The sequence below is a fragment of the Streptomyces hygroscopicus genome, from assembly GCF_026168105.1.
Classification (GTDB): domain Bacteria; phylum Actinomycetota; class Actinomycetes; order Streptomycetales; family Streptomycetaceae; genus Streptomyces; species Streptomyces hygroscopicus_D.
Map to the genome: position 1 here is coordinate 189,377 of NZ_LBMW01000005.1, position 18,423 is coordinate 207,799.

Consider the following 18,423-nt stretch of genomic DNA (forward strand, 5'->3'; position numbering starts at 1 on the left):
CCGTTACCCCATCCGTACGACGCGAACAGGACCATGGTCCCCGCCGCGCGTCATGCTCGCTGACATGGGCTCATCTCGCGGCAGCTCCCTGTTCGTTCCGCTGCTCCTGTGCGCGCTCGCGGTGTTCCTGGCGCGCCCCACGGCGGCCGAGAGCGGGGCGGGCGGCGGTGAGACGGACTCCGGCGTCAGCGCTCGGGTGGCGCGGCTGTCCGAGGATGCCGGCGCGGTGACACGGAGGTACGACGCGGGGCGCCGGGAGGCCGCGAAGCAGCGCGCCAAGGCGCTGCGGTCCGGTCGGCTGCTGTCACGGGAGCGGAGGCGCGTCGCGGTCCTGCGCAAGGATCTGGGCCGGATCGCGCGCGCCCAGTACCGCCAGGGCGGCGGGTTGCCGTGCACCGCGCGGACCCTGTTCTCGGGCACCCCCGAAGAACTGATGCGAAGTGAGCACGTGCATGAGCAGGCGGATCTCGCCGTGGAGCACGCGGTCGTGAAGAGTCTGGGGGCCCAGGCCCGGCTGGCCGTGGACGAGGCACGGGCGTCCGCGCAGTGGCGGGCCCTGGAGAAACGGAACGGTGAACTGGCCGGGAAGCAGCGCACCCTCCAGACGCAGCTGGAGGAGGCACGGCAGGTACTGCAGGGCCGGGCCGACGAGTCAGCCGCCGCGGGCTCGTGCCAGGGCGCCGTACGACTGGGCCGGCCCCGCGCGAAGACCACCCGGACCTGGGTCGCGCCGGTGGAGACCTACCGCCTGTCGGCCGGATTCGGCAGTGGCGGCGACCACTGGGCGAACCGGCACACCGGCCAGGACTTCGCGGTGCCGATCGGGACGCCGGTGCGGGCGGTCGGGGCGGGCAAGGTCGTGAAGGTGGAGTGCGGGGGCGCGTTCGGGATCCAGATCGTCATCCGGCATCCGGGCGGTTACTGCACCCAGTACGCCCATCTGGCCGCCGTCACCGTCGACCAGGGCGAACGGGTGACCCCAGGACAGTGGATCGCCCAGTCGGGCACCACGGGCAACTCGACCGGCCCGCACCTGCACTTCGAGGTGCGGACCACCGAGGACCTGGAGTCCAGCATCGATCCGGTGCCATGGCTGACGGCCCGGGGCGTACAGGTGCGGGGGCCGGTGTCCAAGTGACGGCACGCTCTGCCGGGCCGCCGCGCGCCGGCTCCGGTCGTGGCCTACGCCCGTTCCGCGAGGATGTGCTCGATCACCACGGCCACCCCGTCCTCGTTGTTGGCGACCGTCCGGCCGGAGGCCGCGGCCACCACGTCCGGGTGCGCGTTGCCCATCGCGTACGACTGACCCGCCCAGGTGAGCATCTCCACGTCATTGGGCATGTCCCCGAAGGCGACGACCTCCTCGTGGGAGATGCCCCGCTCGGCGCAGCACAGCGCGAGCGTGCTCGCCTTGGAGACGCCGGGGCCGCTGATCTCGAGCAGGGCACTGGGGCTGGACCGGGTGATGTTCGCGCGGTCTCCTACGGCGAGCCGGGCCAGGGTGAGGAAGGCGTCCGGGTCCAGCTCCGGGTGGTAGGCGAGGATCTTGAGGACCGGCTCGTGGGCGCCGGGGGCGTCCGGCGCCAGCAGCTCCTCGGCGGGCGCGAGGAGGTCCGGGATCTCCATGTGCAGCTTCGGGTAGGCCGGCTCCTGGTAGAAGCCGTACGTCTGCTCGACGGCGTACACCGTGCCGGGTGCGGCGTCCCGCAGCAGTCGTACGGCGTCGAGTGCGTTGTCCCTGGTCAGTTCCCGGACCTTGACGAAGCGGTGGGTGCCCGGGCCGCCGTGCAGGTCGACCACGGCGGCGCCATTGCCGCAGATCGCCAGCCCATGACCGTGGACATGGTCGCTGACGACGTCCATCCAGCGGGCCGGACGCCCCGTGACGAAGAACACTTCGATGCCGGCCTCCTCCGCGGCGGCCAGTGCGGCGACCGTGCGCTCGGAGACCGACTTGTCGTCGCGCAGGAGAGTGCCGTCGAGGTCTGTCGCGATCAGCCGGGGCGGAACGGTGGCGGCAGGGGTCTCGGGCTGTCTGGTCGCTGAGGTCACGGGCCTCATTCTGGCGCATATGCCCGCACGGCCGTGCGAGAGATGGCACAGGTGAGTGGTGACGCTGCTCACCAGCGCCGTCACGCCCCGTGCCCCGTTGCTCAGGCCAGCTGGGCCGGGGCCTCCATGGCGATCTGTTCGAAGACCTTCGCGTCGGCCGCGAACTCGGAATCGGGAATGGGCCAGTGGATCACGAGGTCGGTGAAGCCCAGCTCCGCGTACCGGCCGGCGAAGTCGACAAACGCGTCGAGGGACTCCAGCGGACGACCGCGGTCCGGGGTGAAACCGGTGAGAAAGATCTTGTCGAGGCCGGACACGTCGCGCCCGATCTCGGCGCACGCGTCGGCCAGCTTCTCGGTCTGCGCGCGCAGGGCCCGCAGCGACTGCTCGGGGGTGCCGGTCTCGTACAGCTTCGGATCGCCGGTGGTCACCCATGCCCGACCGTACTGGGCGGCGAGCCTGAGGCCGCGCGGCCCGGTCGCGGCCACCGCGAACGGCAGCCGGGGGCGCTGCACACAGCCGGGGATGTTGCGGGCCTCGTGCGCGGAGTAGTGGTCGCCCTCGTACGAGACGGAGTCCTCGGTGAGCAGGCGGTCGAGCAGCCTCACGAACTCGGCGAACCGGTCGGCGCGCTCGCGCGGCGTCCAGGGCTCCTGGCCGAGCGCGGTGGCGTCGAAGCCGGTGCCGCCCGCGCCGATGCCCAGCGTGATCCTGCCGCCGGAGATGTCTTCGAGGGAGATCAGCTCCTTGGCGAGGGTGACCGGGTGCCGGAAGTTGGGCGAGGTCACCAGGGTGCCGAGGCGCAGCTGGTCGGTGACGGCGGCCGCGGCCGTGAGCGTCGGCACGGCGCCGAACCAGGGGCCGTCGCGGAAGGACCGCCACGACAGGTGGTCGTAGGTGAACGCGGTGTGGAAGCCGAGCTGCTCCGCACGCTGCCAGGCGGAACGCCCGCCCTCGTGCCAGCGGACGTACGGCAGGATCACGGTGCTCAGACGCAGACTCATGCATCGAGCGTAAGCGGAGGCGAAGCGTGGTCGCGTCCCCGACGTGATCACAACGGACCGGGAATCGCAGGCGGGGGGTCAGTGCGGACCCGGAAAGCGCAGGTACTGCGGTGGTACGGCCTTGGTGAGCCACACCCCGTTCGCGCTGACATGGAAGACATGGCCGTCGCGGTACATGGCTCCGGCGTCCACCGCCAGGACGATCGGACGTCCGCGGCGGGCTCCGACACGGGTCGCGGTCTCGCGGTCCGGCGAGAGGTGCACGTCATGCCGGCTCATGGGCCTGAGGCCCTCCTCGCGGATCGCGTCCAGATTGCGGGCCACGGTTCCGTGGTAGAGGTACGCGGGCGGGGTGGCCGGGGGCAGTCCGAGCTCCACGTCGATGGTGTGGCCCTGGCTGGCGCGGATGCGGGTGCCCTGGATCGCGAAGCGCTTCTTGTCATTGGCGGCGACCACATGGTCCAGCTCGTCGCGTGTGATCCTGAAGCCGTGCGCGGCCGCCGCCGCGAGCAGCGTGTCGATCTCCACCCAGCCGCCCTCGTCGAGGGTGAGGCCGATGCGCTCCGGCTGGTGCCGCAGATGTTTCGAGAGGTACTTCGACACCTTCACGGTGCGTCTCTCGTCGTACCTTTCCGTCATGTGTCCAGCGTGCGGGAGAGATGCGGATCACGCATATGATTTTGCTCCGGATGTTTGATCCACAACCAAGTGCGGTTATCCACAGGGGACTTGGCGATTCTGTGGACAACAAGCCGCCCGCTTTGTGTTGTTAGCCAACTAAGCGTGCTTTGCGCAGGATTGGTGATCCACTCAAAAGGAAGCCGCAGGCAGGCGTGTTCATGGGTGGCGCGAGTGGTACTGGCCAGTGCTGCGTATTCAACTGGCCTTCACGGCCACTTTAGATCACCTTCACCTGCATCGAGACCCGAAACGTCTCCAGCTCGGGATCTCGCCCTGTGAAGTGACGTTTCACCGCGCTGACTTGGGGTCCGGACGAAGCACGACCCTTCAAAATCGAGCTGGCCGGTCGCATCGGTCGCATTGTTCGCATCCGCGTGAGACGACCTTGGCTTCCGAAAAGTGACGAGACGTCAACTCTGCTTACATGGGCGGCTTCCATCGCGCGATCGCACGCAACGCCCTCGGTGCGAAACGGGACATGAGGTGCGCGCCGCGCGCCTCCGCAGTGACCGGCACGACGGCCTGGTTGCGCACGACGGCCCGCAGGATCGCGTCGGCGACCTTCTCCGGCGGATATCCCCGCAGGCCGTACAGCCGCGCCGCCCGCCGCTGCCGTCGCTTCTCCTCCTCCGCGTCCATGCCGGTGAAGCGCGCGGTCGACGTGATGTCGGTGTTGACGAGACCGGGGCAGATCGCCGACACCCCGATGCCCTTCCCGGCCAACTCCGCGCGCAGGCACTCGCTGAGCATCAGGACCGCCGCCTTGGAGGTGCTGTAGGCAGGCAGCGCCCTCGAGGGCAGATACGCAGCCGCGGACGCGGTGTTGACGATGTGGCCGCCCTGTCCGCGGTCGGCCATCTGCTTGCCGAAGAGCCGGCAGCCGTGGATGACGCCCCAGAGATTGACGTCGAGGACCCTCCGCCAGTCCTCGGTGGTCGTGTCGAGGAAGGACCCCGACAGACCGATCCCCGCGTTGTTGACCAGTACGTCCACCACCCCGTACTCGGTGGCGACCTTCTCGGCGAGCTTCTCCATGGCCTGCTCGTCCGAGACGTCGGCCGTCTCGGCCCAGGCCTCGGGGGCGCCGGTCAGCCGAGCCTGCCTCGCCGTACGGGCCGCGCCCTCCGTGTCCCGGTCGACGGCCACCACGCGCGCGCCGGCCTCGGCGAAGGCCAGAGCCGTGGCCCGCCCGATGCCGCCTGCCGCGCCGGTGACCAGCACGAGTTGTCCGCCGAACCGGTCCGCGTACCGCCTGTCGGTCACCGGCACCGGTCGGCCGCTCTCGACCGTGGTCACGAACTCGGTGATCCAGGCGCCCAGTTGGTCGGGCCGGGTGCGCGGGATCCAGTGCTTGTCGGGCAGAGTGCGGCGGGTCAGCCGCGGAGCCCACCGCTCCAGTCCGTCGTAGAGCCGCTCCGACAGGAACGCGTCCCCGAGGGGCGTGATGAGCTGCACGGGTACGTGTGCGTAAGCGTCGGGGCGGGGGTGGCTCAGCCGGGACCGTACGTTGTCGCGGTACAGCCAGGCGCCGTGGGCCGCGTCCGTGGGCAGCGACGGGGCCGGATAGCCGTCACCGGTGACCTTCTCGACGCGCTCGAGGAGAGCGGGCCAGCGCCTGCCGAGGGGACCGCGCCAGGCGAGTTCCGGCAGAACCGGCGTGTGCAGCAGGTACACGTACCAGGACTTGGCGCCCTGGCCCAGCAGTTGGCCCACTCGGCGCGGGGTGGGCCTGCGCATCCGCTGCTTGATCCAGTGCCCGAAGTGGTCCAGGGACGGTCCCGACATCGAGGTGAAGGACGCGATCCGGCCCTCGGTGCGCCGGACGGTGACGAACTCCCAGGACTGGATCGAGCCCCAGTCGTGCCCCACCAGATGCACCGGCCGGTCCGGGCTGACCGCCTCCACGACCGCCAGGAAGTCGTCCGTCAGCTTCTCCAGCGTGAAGCCGCCGCGCAGCGGCTTCGGCGCCGTCGACCGGCCGTGGCCGCGGACGTCGTACAGCACGACGTGGAACCGGTCGGCAAGGCGCGTGGCCACCTCCGACCAGACCTCCTTGCTGTCGGGGTAGCCGTGCACGAGCACCACCGTCGGCCGCCCGGGATCTCCCAACTCGGCGACACAGAGCTCGATTCCACCCGTCCGCACCCGGCGCTCCCGCGCCCCCGTGAGACTCACACGTCCTCCCTCGAGCAGGACCGTCCCGACCGTCGACCCGACCGCACTACGTGTCGGCAACATGACACCGGCGAATGTGGCAGTTGTTAGAGGCTGCGTCAACAGGGAACGCCGCGGCTGTGGACAACCACGGCAATGTGGACAACACGGCCTGCATGGCATCGGGGAAGGTCGGCCTCTGGGGTGACCCCTACGGGCCCGTACGACTGGAGTCTGACGCGTATCCCGCTCTGCGGTCTGACGACGGCAGTGGCCTGCCTCACTACCGTCGACGACGTGACTGTGATCGCGACCGAGAGCCTGAGCAAGCGGTACCCGAGGGTGACCGCGCTTGACCGGCTTTCCGTGGACGTCGAACCCGGTGTGACGGGGCTCGTCGGTGCCAACGGAGCCGGCAAGTCCACACTGATCAAGATCCTGCTGGGTCTGTCCCCCGCCACCGAGGGCCGCGCCGAGGTGCTCGGACTCGACGTCGCCACCAAGGGCGGCGCCATCCGGGAACGCGTCGGGTACATGCCGGAGCACGACTGTCTGCCGCCCGACGTGTCGGCCACCGAGTTCGTGGTCCACATGGCGCGCATGTCCGGACTGCCTCCGGCGGCCGCTCGCGAGCGCACCGCGGACACCCTGCGCCACGTCGGCCTGTACGAGGAGCGCTACCGTCCCATCGGCGGCTACTCGACCGGCATGAAGCAACGTGTGAAGCTCGCCCAGGCCCTGGTCCACGACCCGCAGCTGGTTTTCCTGGACGAGCCGACCAACGGCCTCGACCCGGTCGGCCGCGACGAGATGCTCGGCCTGATCCGCCGCATCCACACGGACTTCGGCATCTCGGTGCTGGTCACCTCCCATCTGCTCGGCGAGCTGGAACGCACCTGTGACCATGTCGTCGTCATCGACGGCGGCAAGCTCCTGCGGTCCAGCTCCACCCTGGACTTCACCCAGACCACCACGACCCTCGCGATCGAGGTCACCGACACCGACGAGCACCCGGACGGCACCAGCGCGGTGCGCGACGCGCTCCACGCGCGCGGGCTGACCGCACAGGACGGCAGCGGACTGCCGGGAGCCGGTCGCATCCTGCTCGTGACCGCAGAGGGCGAGCAGACGTACGACCTCGTCCGGGACGTTGTCGCCGACCTGGGCCTCGGCCTGGTCCGCATGGAGCAGCGCAGGCACCACATCGCGGAGGTCTTCAAGGAGAGCGACGCGCAGCGGAAGGAGGCGGTCGGCCATGGCGGTTGAGCAGCCCACGGCCCGCGAGGCCGAGCAGACCCGGATCCACAACATCGGCTACCGCTCGTACGACGGCCCGCGCCTGGGCCGTGCCTACGCCCGCCGGTCGCTGTACTCGCAGTCCCTGCGCGGCGCCTACGGCCTCGGCCGCTCGGTGAAGTCCAAGGTGCTGCCGATGCTGCTGTTCGTGGTGATGTGCGTGCCCGCGCTGATCATGGTCGCGGTCGCGGTCGCCACCAAGGCGAAGGATCTGCCCGTCGAGTACACGCGCTACGCGATCATCATGCAGGCCGTCATCGGTCTGTACGTCGCGTCGCAGGCGCCCCAGTCGGTCTCCCGCGACCTGCGCTTCAAGACGGTGCCGCTGTACTTCTCGCGCCCCATCGAGACCGCCGACTACGTCCGCGCCAAGTACGCGGCCCTGGCGTCGGCGATGTTCATCCTGACGGCCGCGCCCCTGATCGTCCTCTACGTGGGTGCGCTGCTCTCCAAACTGGACTTCGCCCACCAGACGAAGGGATTCGCCGAGGGGCTGGTCTCCGTGGCACTGCTCTCCCTGCTGTTCTCCGGCATCAGCCTGGTCATCGCGGCGGCCACGCCCCGGCGCGGCTTCGGCATCGCGGCCGTCATCGCGGTGCTGACCATCTCCTACGGCGCCGTCTCCACAATCCAGGCCATCGCCCATGTGCACGCGGCCGACTCCACGGCGCTGGTGTGGATGGGACTGTTCTCCCCCGTCACGCTCATCGACGGAGTGCAGACCGCGTTCCTCGGCGCGTCCTCCTCCTTCCCCGGAGGGCACGGTCCCTCGTCCGCACAGGGAGTCGTCTTCCTCCTCGTCGTCCTGGGACTCATCGCGGGCAGCCACGGCCTGCTGATGCGCCGCTACCGAAAGGCCGGACTGTGACCTCCCGCCCGTCGCCCGCCACCACCCTTCTGATGAGGCGCTCCGCGCCGCCCCTCCTGATCCCGTCGCCCGCCACCACCCTTCCAAGGAATGGGCTGCGCCCATGAGCACGCTTTCCATCGACCACGTCTCGCGCTGGTTCGGCAACGTCGTCGCCGTCAACGACATCACCATGACCGTGGGCCCCGGTGTCACCGGCCTGCTCGGCCCGAACGGAGCCGGGAAGTCCACCCTCATCAACATGATGGGCGGCTTCCTCGCTCCCTCCACCGGTACCGTCACCCTCGACGGCCAGCCCGTGTGGCGCAACGAGGAGATCTACCGGCAGATCGGCATCGTCCCCGAGCGCGAGGCGATGTACGACTTCCTCACGGGGCGCGAATTCGTCGTCGCCAACGCCGAGTTGCACGGACTGGGCGCGAAGGCCGCCGCGCGGGCGCTCGCCACGGTCGAGATGGAGTACGCACAGGACCGGAAGATCTCCACGTACTCCAAGGGCATGCGGCAGCGCGTGAAGATGGCGTCCGCCCTGGTGCACGACCCGTCCCTGCTGCTGCTCGACGAGCCGTTCAACGGGATGGACCCGCGCCAGCGCATGCAGCTCATGGAGCTGCTGAAGCGGATGGGCGCCGAGGGATGCACTGTGCTGTTCTCGTCCCACATCCTCGAGGAGGTCGAGCAGCTCGCCGCCCACATCGAGGTGATCGTCGCCGGACGCCACGCGGCGAGTGGCGACTTCCGCAAGATCCGCCGCCTGATGACCGACCGCCCGCACCGCTACCTGGTGCGCTCCAGCGACGACCGGACGCTCGCGGCCGCGCTGATCGCCGACCCGTCGACCTCCGGCATCGAAGTCGACCTCGCCGAGGGCGCATTGCTCATCCAGGCGGTCGACTTCGGCCGGTTCACTGCCCTGTTGCCGAAGGTCGCGCGCGAGCACGGCATCCGGCTGCTCACCGTGTCGCCGTCGGACGAGTCCCTCGAGTCCGTCTTCTCGTATCTGGTCGCGGCGTAGGAGGCCGAAGATGTACGACCCCACAGTCGCCCGGCTCACCTACCGGGGCCTGCTCGGCCGCCGGCGGGCGCTCATCCTCGGTGCGCTGCCCGTGCTGCTGATCGTGATCTCCGCGGTCGTTCGCGCGCTGACCGGCGCCGACGACCAGGTGGCCCACGACGTCCTCGGCGGCTTCGCGCTCGCCACGATGGTGCCGATCATCGGTGTCATCGCGGGCACCGGCGCCATCGGGCCCGAGATCGACGACGGCTCGGTGGTGTACCTGCTGGCCAAGCCGGTGAAACGGCCCACGATCATCTTCACCAAGCTGATCGTCGCCATCGCGGTCACCATGGCGTTCTCGGCTCTGCCGACGTTCATCGCGGGCATGATCCTCAACGGCAACGGCCAGCAGATCGCGGTCGCGTACACCGTGGCGGCGCTGGTCGCCTCGATCGCGTACGCCGCGCTGTTCCTGCTGCTCGGCACGGTCAGCCGGCACGCGGTGGTCTTCGGCCTGGTCTACGCACTGGTCTGGGAGGCGCTCTTCGGCTCGCTGGTCTCCGGGGCGCGCACGCTCAGCGTTCAGCAGTGGGCGCTCGCCGTGGCGCACAAGGTCTCCGCCAGCTCGCTCGTCACCTCGGACGTGGGGCTGCCCACCGCGACCGTGCTGTTGATCGCAGTGACCGTGGCCGCGACCTGGTACGCGGGCCAGAAGCTGCGGGCGCTGACACTCGCGGGCGAGGAGTGACCGTCGTCCCGGCGGGCGAGGGGTGACCCTCGTCCCAGCGGGGTGGAGTGACCGTCGTCCCGGCGGGCGTGGAGTGACCCTCGTCCCAGCGGGGTGGAGTGACCGTCGTCCCCGCAGGGCTTCGGCAGGGATGCCGTGCGGGTGCGGGCCGGAAACGGACCGCACCCGCGGGCGGAGAAGGAACCGGGTCTCTCTTCTTGCTTTTTCGAAGGCATTTTTGACAGCGGCTTCACATCTGCCCGGGCACACTGGGCAGAGGGGATGCGCAGCGGAAGGGACCGGGGATGGCAGCGGAGGCACCACGGGGCGACGGCGCGGGCGAGGCGGGGGACGCCTGGGACGACGTCGTGTTCGACGAGGACTTCATACGGTCCGCGTCCACCACCGAGCCGTCCGCGCGCGCCCGGATGCTGTCCGCCCGCTGGCGCAATGAGGCGCCCGGTCCTCAGCCCTGGCGCTCCGACGAACCGCCCGCCGGCTGGTTCTTCAGCAAGGCCCGCCGCCGCAGGTGGCGCCGCCGGTAGCGGTCGGACATGCGGTGACGGCAGCGTCGTTCGCTCCGCGATGCGGGTGCGTTTTATTCGGTGGCGTCCGATTCGGCTGACGGGCACAGTGGTGTCCACGACGCCGGGCCGAGCCGGCGCCACGTTCTGGGAGAGGAGCTGGGCGATGTCCATGCACGGCAGTCCGTCGAGCTCCCGACAGGGCGGCCCGCGGCGGTCTCCGGAGTAGTTACCCCTCCGTCGAGCCCGCTCCTACGGGGAGCTGCCCGGGGCGGCCGCTTCGAGCGCGCGACTGGCTTCGCGCGGGCCGCCCACCCGGAGGATTGGCCGAGTGGTAAGGCACCGGCTTGCGCAGTGCTCCGTCACAAGCAAGTCGTGGTCGGGGTCAACCCCCGCGCGCGTTCGATCCGCGCATCCTCCGCACCATGCTGTTGCCAGGGCTAAGCGGCCTGCCCCAGCAACCGCTCCAGCACCACCGCGATGCCGTCCTCCTCGTGGGAGAGCGTCACCTCGTCCGCGACCGCCTTGAGGTCCTCATGGGCGTTGGCCATGGCCACACCGTGTGCCGCCCACGCGAACATGGGGATGTCGTTGGGCATGTCGCCGAAGGCGATCGTGTCCGCGGCCTTCATCCCGAGGCGGCGCGCGGCCAGCGACAGTCCCGTCGCCTTGGACAGGCCCAGCGGAAGGATCTCCACGATCCCCTCGCCGGCCATCGTCACTCCGACCAGTCCGCCGGCGGCCTGCTGCGCCGCCTCGGCCAGCTCGTCGTCGCCCAGCGACGGGTGTTGGAGGTACACCTTGTTCAGCGGCGCCGCCCACAGATCCGCCGCGTCCCTGATCGGCTGGTGGGGGAGCGGCCCGTCGTGGACCCGGTAGCCGGGTCCGACCAGGACCTCCCCGTCCAGCCCGTCCCGGCCGACCGCCAGCAGCAGCGGGCCGACCTCGGCCTCGATCTTCGCCAGCGCGAGCGCCGCGATCTGCCGGTCCAGCGTCAGCGAGGTCAGCAGCCGGTGCTCCCCCGCGTCATACACCTGCGCTCCCTGACCGCACACCGCTATGCCCTGGTAGCCGAGCTCGTCGAGGATGGGGCGCGTCCACGGGACCGCGCGTCCGGTGACGACGATGTGCGCGGCGCCCGCCGCGGTGGCTGCGGCGAGCGCCGCACGGGTGCGCTCCGAAACCGTCTCGTCGGAGCGCAGGAGCGTCCCGTCGAGGTCGGTCGCGATCAGCTGGTACGGAAAACCGGGGGGCTCGGCCGTCACTTGGCCACGGGCTCCAGCAGCTCCCGGCCGCCCAGGTAGGGGCGCAGGATCTCGGGCACCCGCACGGAGCCGTCGGCCAGCTGGTGGTTCTCCAGGATCGCCACGATCGTGCGCGGTACGGCGCACAGCGTGCCGTTCAGCGTCGCGAGCGGCTGGACCTTCTTGCCGTCCCGCATGCGGACCGACAGCCGACGGGCCTGGAATGAGTCGCAGTTGGAGGTCGAGGTCAGCTCGCGGTACTTGCCCTGGGTCGGGATCCAGGCCTCGCAGTCGTACTTACGCGACGCGGAGGCGCCGAGGTCGCCCGTGGCCACGTCGATGACCTGGAACGGCAGCTCGAGGGCGTTCAGCCAGTCCTTCTCCCACTCGAGGAGCCGCTTGTGCTCGTTCTCGGCGTCCTCCGGGTCGACGAACGAGAACATCTCGACCTTGTCGAACTGGTGCACGCGGAAGATGCCCCGGGTGTCCTTGCCGTACGTGCCCGCCTCGCGGCGGAAGCACGGCGAGAAGCCGGCGTAACGCAGCGGCAGCTTCTCCGCGTCGATGATCTCGTCCATGTGGTACGCCGCGAGCGGGACCTCGGAGGTGCCGACCAGGTAGAAGTCGTCCTTCTCCAGGTGGTACACGTTCTCGGCGGCCTGGCCGAGGAAGCCGGTGCCCTCCATGGCGCGAGGGCGGACCAGGGCCGGCGTCAGCATCGGGGTGAACCCGGCCGCCACGGCCTTCGCGATCGCCGCGTTGACGAGTGCCAGCTCCAGCAGGGCGCCGACGCCCGTCAGGTAGTAGAAGCGCGAGCCGGAGACCTTCGCGCCGCGCTCGACGTCGATCGCCCCGAGTGCCTCGCCGAGCTCCAGGTGGTCCTTGGGTTCGAAGCCCTCGGCGCCGAAGTCGCGGATGGTGCCGTGCGTCTCCAGGACGACGAAGTCCTCCTCGCCGCCGACCGGGACGTCCGGGTGCACGAGGTTGCCCAGCTGCTCCAGAAGCCGCCGGGTCTCCTCCTCGGCCTCGTGCTGCTCGGCGTCGGCCGCCTTGACGTCGGCGGCGAGCCGGCTCGCCTTCTGCAGCAGTTCGGCCTTCTCGTCGCCGGAGGCCTTGGGGATCAGCTTGCCGAGCGCCTTCTGCTCGGAACGGAGCTCGTCGAAGCGGACGCCGGACGACCTGCGCCGCTCGTCGGCGGAGAGAAGGGCGTCGACGAGCGCGACGTCCTCACCACGGGCGCGCTGGGAAGCGCGAACACGGTCGGGGTCCTCACGGAGCAGGCGAAGGTCAATCACCCCTCAAGGCTACCGGTGCGGAGTTCCGGCCCACGACTCTGTTTTCCCATCCGTGGCCAATTTTCCGTTATGAGGCAATTACGCTGTGTGTCAATAAAAGGAGTACTGACGCCCGGAAGGGGCGATACGGGGGCGGCTTGTTGACTCGAATTCCTTATGGGGAACGGGATTTGGGTTGCGCTTGTCCACAGGCGTCCACAGTCGCCATGGAGTTATCCACAGGCTGTGCGGAAGATCTGTGGACTTCGGAAATGATCATTCTCAGAGCGATGCACGGGGCGGAGAATTCCCGGTTCAAACCACCACTACACGCACTTTCGGGTGGAAAGGGGTCGCTCCAAAGGGTTGATCGAAAGAAACGGGTGGACAACGGTGAGGAACGCGGTGATGGACGGACGGGAGATCCGAAGAGAGATTTGTCGACCCCGCGACGCCATGGTGTCGACTTGTCCCCAGATCGAGATGCCCACCTGTGGATAACTTCTGTGGACAACGAAAATCGGCAGGTAGGACTGGATGTCCTGGCGCCAGCAGTCTAGAACCGGCCGTCCTGGCAGCGCGCCACCCAGTCGGAGGCTGACATGAACTCGTCGTCCGAAGTGCCCGGCGGCGGGACACGGACATCGTCCGGCTTGATGTCCGCGCGCGGATACGAGCCCAGGAACCGCACCCCCAGACAGATCCGCTTGAGCCCCATCAGCGCCTCGGCCACGCGACGGTCCGAGATATGGCCCTCGGCGTCGATGCAGAAGCAGTAGTTCCCGATGCCCGCGCCGGTCGGGCGTGACTGCAGCAGCATCAGGTTGACGCCGCGCACCGCGAACTCGCCCAGCAGGTCGCGCAGCCCACCGGGATGGTCGTCGCGCTGCCACAGGACGACGGAGGTCTTGTCCGCACCCGTGGGTGCCGACGGCCGGGCGGGCCTGCCGACCAGCACGAACCGTGTCTGCGCATTCTCCGCGTCGTGGATGCCGGTCTCCAGCGCCTTGAGACCGTAACGCGCGGCGGCGAACTCACCCGCGAACGCTGCGTCGTAGCGCCCCTCCTGGACCAGACGGGCGCCGTCCGCGTTCGAGGCGGCGGACTCCCAGAGGGCGTCCGGGAGGTTGGCCTTAAGCCAGTTGCGCACCTGCGGCTGCGCGGCCGGGTGCGCGGTGACCGTCTTGATCTCCGAGAGCTTTGTGCCGGGCCGGACCAGCAGCGCGAAGGTGATCGAGAGGAGCACCTCGCGGTAGATCATCAGCGGCTCGCCCGCGACCAGCTCGTCGAGCGTGGTGGTGATGCCGCCTTCCACCGAGTTCTCGATCGGTACGAAAGCGGCCTCGGCCTCGCCGTTGCGAACGGCGTCCAGCGCCGCCGGCACCGACACCATCGGAACGAGCTCCCGGGTCGCTGTCTCCGGCAGCGTACGCAGGGCGACCTCGGTGAAGGTGCCCTCGGGGCCGAGATACGCATAGCTGGCTGGCATGACCTCACCCTAATGGGCCCGGGCCGACTCGGCCGACACCTGTGGAAACCGCGACCCGTCCGAGGGAAGCCGCTGTCATCCCTCCAGCAGCCGCTGGCCCACGTACTCCCCCTTTGCCGCTCCGCCCGGCACCGCGAACAGGCCGCTCGCCTCGTGGCGGATGAACTGGGAGAGCGCGTCGCCGCGGTCGAGCTTGCGCTGCACCGGGACGAAGCCGCGCAGCGGGTCCGCCTGCCAGCAGATGAACAGCAGACCCGCATCAGGGGTCCCGTCCGCGTCGAAGCCGTCGTGGAAGGAGAACGGGCGGCGGAGCATCGCCGCGCCGCCGTTCTGGTCGGGCCGGGTGATGCGCGCGTGCGCGTTGATGGGCACGGCCGGCTGGCCGCCCGTGCCGGTCTTCTCGAGGTCCATCGCGGTGGTCTCGGTACCGCCGCTCAGCGGTGCCCCGTCGGACTTGCGGCGCCCGATGACCTCCTCCTGGGCCGTGGGCGAGAGCTTCTCCCAGTCATCGAGGAGCATCCGAATACGGCGTACGACGGCGTACGAGCCGCCCGCCATCCAGGCCGGGTCGCCGGACGCGGGCACGAAGATGCGCTGGTCGAAGTCGGGCTCGGCCGGCTTCGGATTGCGGGTGCCGTCGAGCTGGCCCATCAGGTTGCGGGCCGTCATGGGATGCGCGGTCGCGCCCGGCGAGCGGTTGAACCCGTTCATCTGCCAGCGGAGCCGGGCCGCGCCGCCTGCGTCCTTCTGGATCGCGCGCAGGGCGTGGAAGGCGACGAGCGCGTCGTTGGCGCCGATCTGCACCCAGAGGTCGCCGTCGCTGCGGGACTTGTCGAGGCGGTCGGAGGAGAAGTCGGGCAGCGGGTCCAGGGCGGAGGGGCGCTGCTTCTCCAGTCCCGTACGGGAGAAGAAGCTGTTTCCGAAGCCGAAGGTGATCGTCAGGGAGGACGGTCCGGCGTCATGGGCAACGTAGGTGTCGTCGTGCACCGCCGCCTCTCCCGCCATCAGCCGCTCGGCGGTGGCCGACCAGCGCCGCAGCAGCGCGGCGGCCTCCTTGCGGCCCGCGCCCGCCGCCAGGTCGAAGGCGACGAGGTGGCCACGGGCCTGAAGGCCTTCGGTGATGCCGGGTTGATGTTTCCCGTGAAACATCACGCTGTCCGCACCGAGCGAGGTCAGGGGTGCGGCCTTCTCGGAGGGCGCGGCGGCATATCCGGCGGCCCCGCCCGCGGCACCCAGCGCGAGCCCGGTGGCACCGGCGGTTCCAAGCAGCCGCCGCCGCGAGACGACCCTTCGGGAGGAGGGGCCGTCGGAAGAGGCGTCCCCGGGGGTGCGGGTCTTCCGGGCAGGGTTGCTCTTGGCGGTCGTTTCCGGCGTGGTCTGGTCAGCCATGGTGGGGTTCAGCCGATCTTCGCGTTCTTGTTCACGGTCACCTGGTCGATGTCGGACGTCCGCACGGTCACCGCGATCTGCCAGTCGCCCGCCATGGGGATCTGTACGCCGCCTGCCGACCAGTGCCCGGTGGCGATGCGGTCGGGCGCGACGGGCAGCGGGCCGATGCCCTTCGCGGCGAGCGTGAACTCGACCTTCACCTCGGGGACGTCAAAGGCCTTGCCATTGGGGCGCACCACATAGACGTGCATCTGGTTGCCGCCGACGCGGGCGGGGTCGATGGTGACCTGCACGGTGCCCTTGCCGTCCTGGCCGCCCGTGTCGAAGGGGATCTTCAGTGACAGGGGTCCGGAGCGCTGTGATGCGGAGGCGATGCCGGTCTTGGCGGCCTCCTCCGTCCGTCCCGGCTCGGTGGTCGTCAGTGCGGTGGTGACGGCGAGCAACACGACCGCGACGGCCGTCTCGGCGAGCACGGATCGGCGCAGACCGGCACGGACGGGGTCGGCGTCCCGGTCCCGCTTGGTCCGCGCCGTGGCCATGGCAGCCTGCTGCCGCGCCAACTGGGCGGCGCGCCCGGGGGCGGCCGAAGCCCGGCTCCCGGAGCCGCCGCCCTTGCCTGCGGCTCCCTTACCGGAGGCTCCCGAGCCACCACGCTTACGGGACGCCCCCGGGCCCGCGTCCGTACCGTTGCCCGAAGCCCTGGATCCCTTGCCCGTGCCGGAGGCCGTCGCGGGACCCTTCTCCGAGCCACCGGCCTTTGCGGACACGCCGCTTCCGGCCGACGCCTTCGCCGCCACCATCGCCCGCTTCTTCTCCTTCTTCTCCCCGTCCTGCGCCCTACGCCGCGTCGCCACCGCCGTGGCCGGGGCGTCCGCCAGTTGCGCGGTCCAGCGACGTGAGATCCAGGCGATGCCGACGACGAGCGCGACCAGTCCGACCTTCACGAGCAGCAGCTGCCCGTAGGTCGTCCCGGTCAGCGCCGACCACGAGCCGACCTGGCGCCACGACTGGTAGACCCCCGTCGCGGCCAGCGTCAGGACACTTCCGAACGCGACGCGGGAGAAGCGCCGTACGGCCTCGGCGTCGATCGACGGCACCCGGTACAGGGCCACGAGCAGCGCAGCGAGCCCGCCCAGCCAGACGCCGACCGCCAGCAGGTGCAGCACGTCGACCGGCATCGCGATACCCGGCTGGATTCCGGTCGAGGCGTGCTCGGCCATCGCCCAGGTCGCCGCGAGCCCCGCGGCGACGACGGTCCCGCCGACGGCGAGCCCGAAGGTGAGGTCCTGCTTCTCGGCGGCCCGGTCGTCGGTCTCCTCGACGGAGGCATCGCCGCCAACGGACCCACTGCCGGCATCGTGAGCGCCGTCGGTGGTGTCGGTGTCGGTGGTGTCGTCGGCGTCCCGCTTCACATACGCCCCGAAGAGCACCGCGATGAACAGCGCACCCGCCGCGAGCAGCAGCAGCCGGGAGACCAGTGCCGCCCCGGTCTTGGTCTGCAGCACCTGTCCGACGAGGGACAGGTCGAAGATGTCGGCGACCTTCCCCGAGCCGGCGTACGAGCCGCGCAGGAGCAGCAGCGCGAGCGTCGCCGCGGTGAGCGCTACCCAGCCGGAGACCACGAGCCGCTGCATCGGCCGCACCCCGGCGCCCCGCTGCCAGCAGGCCAGCACGAAGGCCGCGCCGCCGACCAGGACGATGAACCCGGCGTAGGAGACGTACCGCGCGAACCCGTAGAGGTCCCCGACCACCCCGCCGCCTGCCGTCGGGCCGGAGGGCGAGACCGTGGTCGAGGACGGGGCGCCGATGGAGAAGGTGAAGGCGCCGGAGACGGGGTGGCTGTCCGCGGACACCACCTGGTAGGTGACGGTGTAGGTGCCGTCGGGCAGCCCCGGGCGCACGTTCACCCCGTAGGTCGTCCCGTCCAGGTGGGAAGCCTTGCCGGTGTCGACCCGCTGCGCCCTGGGGTCCAGGACGCGCAGCGAGCCGTCGGAGAGGGTGACCTGCTCGGAGAAGGTGAGCGAGACCTCGGTGGGCGCCTTGTCGACCACCGTTCCCTGCGCGGGGTCGCTGCCGGTCAGCGCGGCGTGCGCGGACGCGGGAGCGGCCCCGCCGAACAGCGCGCCCGCGACGGCGAGCAGCAGCGCCAGCAGCCCGCGCACCGCCAGGACGCGGAACGCGCGCCGGGGCGCCGTGCGGACGTTCCCCGCGATGTGCCCGCCGGGAGCGATGGCCTGTGTCACGGTGATCCCTCCCTCAGTGACCGGTCGTCGGGTTGTACGTCGCCGACTTCACCGGTATCTCGACAGTGACCGTTCCGGACTTGGCAAAGTGCAGCTGCACGGCCACCTTCTCGCCCTGTTTCGGCTTGTGGGTGAGCTTTTCGAACATGAGGTGGTTGCCGCCGCTCGCGAAGTCGAGGGTGCCGTCCGCGGGCACGGCGAACGACTTCTCCTCCTCCATCGCGCCGCCCTTGGTGGAGTGCAGCGTGACGTCGCCGGCGAGAGCGCTGGTGACGGAGGTGAGGGTGTCGGCGCCGCCGGAGTTGGTGACGGTGAAGAAGCCGGCCGCCATGTCGCTGGTGACGGGCGCGGGCATGTAGGCGCTGGTGATCCTCAGCGCGGGCTTGGCCGAGGACGAGCCGGCCGAGGACGAGCCGGCCGAGCCGCCGCAGCCCGCGAGCGCGAGCCCCGCGGCCATCACGACGGCGGTCCCACCGAGGCA

General features: G+C 70.2%; 16 protein-coding genes and 1 tRNA gene. 7 read left to right on the forward strand and 10 right to left on the reverse strand.

Going from position 1 to position 18,423, the window contains the following annotated elements:
• The first annotated feature begins 64 nt into the window (after window positions 1-64).
• Window positions 65-1,138, forward strand: a complete 1,074-nt coding sequence (locus AAW14_RS07925) for a peptidoglycan DD-metalloendopeptidase family protein (RefSeq protein WP_265561343.1) — start codon at window positions 65-67, stop codon at window positions 1,136-1,138.
• A gap of 44 nt (window positions 1,139-1,182) precedes the next feature.
• Here AAW14_RS07925 and AAW14_RS07930 read toward each other — a convergent pair whose 3' ends face one another.
• The 4 genes from AAW14_RS07930 to AAW14_RS07945 form a co-directional block, all read right to left on the reverse strand.
• Entirely contained in the window at window positions 1,183-2,052 is an 870-nt protein-coding gene (locus AAW14_RS07930) for an HAD hydrolase family protein (RefSeq protein WP_265561345.1), read from the reverse strand.
• 101 nt (window positions 2,053-2,153) lie between these two features.
• Window positions 2,154-3,056 carry an LLM class flavin-dependent oxidoreductase gene (locus AAW14_RS07935; RefSeq protein WP_265561346.1) on the reverse strand — a complete coding sequence of 301 codons (903 nt, stop codon included), beginning with the start codon at window positions 3,054-3,056 and terminating at the stop codon, window positions 2,154-2,156.
• Window positions 3,057-3,134: 78 nt separating this feature from the next.
• Window positions 3,135-3,695 (reverse strand): RNA 2'-phosphotransferase, encoded by a 561-nt coding sequence (locus AAW14_RS07940; protein ID WP_265561348.1) that lies wholly within the window; start codon window positions 3,693-3,695, stop codon window positions 3,135-3,137.
• 462 nt (window positions 3,696-4,157) lie between these two features.
• Window positions 4,158-5,912: an SDR family oxidoreductase gene (locus AAW14_RS07945; RefSeq protein WP_265561350.1), complete on the reverse strand. Its 1,755-nt coding sequence runs from the start codon at window positions 5,910-5,912 to the stop codon at window positions 4,158-4,160.
• Between the two features lie 282 nt (window positions 5,913-6,194).
• Between AAW14_RS07945 and AAW14_RS07950 the strand changes: the two genes are divergently transcribed.
• The 6 genes from AAW14_RS07950 to AAW14_RS07975 all read left to right on the forward strand — a co-directional run bounded on the left by AAW14_RS07950 (window position 6,195) and on the right by AAW14_RS07975 (window position 10,724).
• Entirely contained in the window at window positions 6,195-7,157 is a 963-nt protein-coding gene (locus tag AAW14_RS07950; RefSeq protein ID WP_265561485.1) for an ABC transporter ATP-binding protein, read from the forward strand.
• Entirely contained in the window at window positions 7,147-8,055 is a 909-nt protein-coding gene (locus AAW14_RS07955) for an ABC transporter permease (protein ID WP_265561351.1), read from the forward strand. Before AAW14_RS07950 ends, AAW14_RS07955 begins: the two co-directional genes overlap by 11 nt.
• Before the next feature lie 103 nt (window positions 8,056-8,158).
• Window positions 8,159-9,070, forward strand: a complete 912-nt coding sequence (locus tag AAW14_RS07960; RefSeq protein WP_265561352.1) for an ABC transporter ATP-binding protein — start codon at window positions 8,159-8,161, stop codon at window positions 9,068-9,070.
• A 10-nt stretch (window positions 9,071-9,080) separates the two neighbouring features.
• A complete protein-coding gene (locus AAW14_RS07965; RefSeq protein WP_265561353.1) occupies window positions 9,081-9,800 on the forward strand; it encodes an ABC transporter permease in 720 nt (239 codons plus the stop codon).
• A 284-nt stretch (window positions 9,801-10,084) separates the two neighbouring features.
• The gene (locus tag AAW14_RS07970) at window positions 10,085-10,324 is read left to right on the forward strand and encodes a hypothetical protein (protein WP_265561354.1); all 240 of its coding nucleotides are present in this window, start codon (window positions 10,085-10,087) and stop codon (window positions 10,322-10,324) included.
• Between the two features lie 296 nt (window positions 10,325-10,620).
• Window positions 10,621-10,724, forward strand: a tRNA-OTHER gene (locus AAW14_RS07975).
• Window positions 10,725-10,743: 19 nt separating this feature from the next.
• Here the strand turns inward: AAW14_RS07975 and AAW14_RS07980 are convergent.
• The 6 genes from AAW14_RS07980 to AAW14_RS08005 all read right to left on the reverse strand — a co-directional run bounded on the left by AAW14_RS07980 (window position 10,744) and on the right by AAW14_RS08005 (window position 18,399).
• A complete protein-coding gene (locus AAW14_RS07980) occupies window positions 10,744-11,568 on the reverse strand; it encodes an HAD family hydrolase (RefSeq protein ID WP_265561355.1) in 825 nt (274 codons plus the stop codon).
• The gene (gene serS, locus AAW14_RS07985) at window positions 11,565-12,842 is read right to left on the reverse strand and encodes a serine--tRNA ligase (RefSeq protein ID WP_265561356.1); all 1,278 of its coding nucleotides are present in this window, start codon (window positions 12,840-12,842) and stop codon (window positions 11,565-11,567) included. The genes AAW14_RS07980 and serS overlap by 4 nt, the downstream gene beginning before the upstream one ends.
• A 535-nt stretch (window positions 12,843-13,377) precedes the next feature.
• A complete protein-coding gene (gene pheA, locus AAW14_RS07990) occupies window positions 13,378-14,310 on the reverse strand; it encodes a prephenate dehydratase (protein WP_265561358.1) in 933 nt (310 codons plus the stop codon).
• A gap of 75 nt (window positions 14,311-14,385) precedes the next feature.
• The gene (gene efeB / locus AAW14_RS07995; protein WP_265561360.1) at window positions 14,386-15,699 is read right to left on the reverse strand and encodes an iron uptake transporter deferrochelatase/peroxidase subunit; all 1,314 of its coding nucleotides are present in this window, start codon (window positions 15,697-15,699) and stop codon (window positions 14,386-14,388) included.
• Between the two features lie 8 nt (window positions 15,700-15,707).
• On the reverse strand, window positions 15,708-17,861 hold the full coding sequence (locus tag AAW14_RS08000) for a copper resistance CopC/CopD family protein (RefSeq protein ID WP_265561487.1): 2,154 nt from the start codon (window positions 17,859-17,861) through the stop codon (window positions 15,708-15,710).
• A gap of 94 nt (window positions 17,862-17,955) precedes the next feature.
• Window positions 17,956-18,399 (reverse strand): copper chaperone PCu(A)C, encoded by a 444-nt coding sequence (locus tag AAW14_RS08005; RefSeq protein WP_265561489.1) that lies wholly within the window; start codon window positions 18,397-18,399, stop codon window positions 17,956-17,958.
• Window positions 18,400-18,423: the final 24 nt, after the last annotated feature.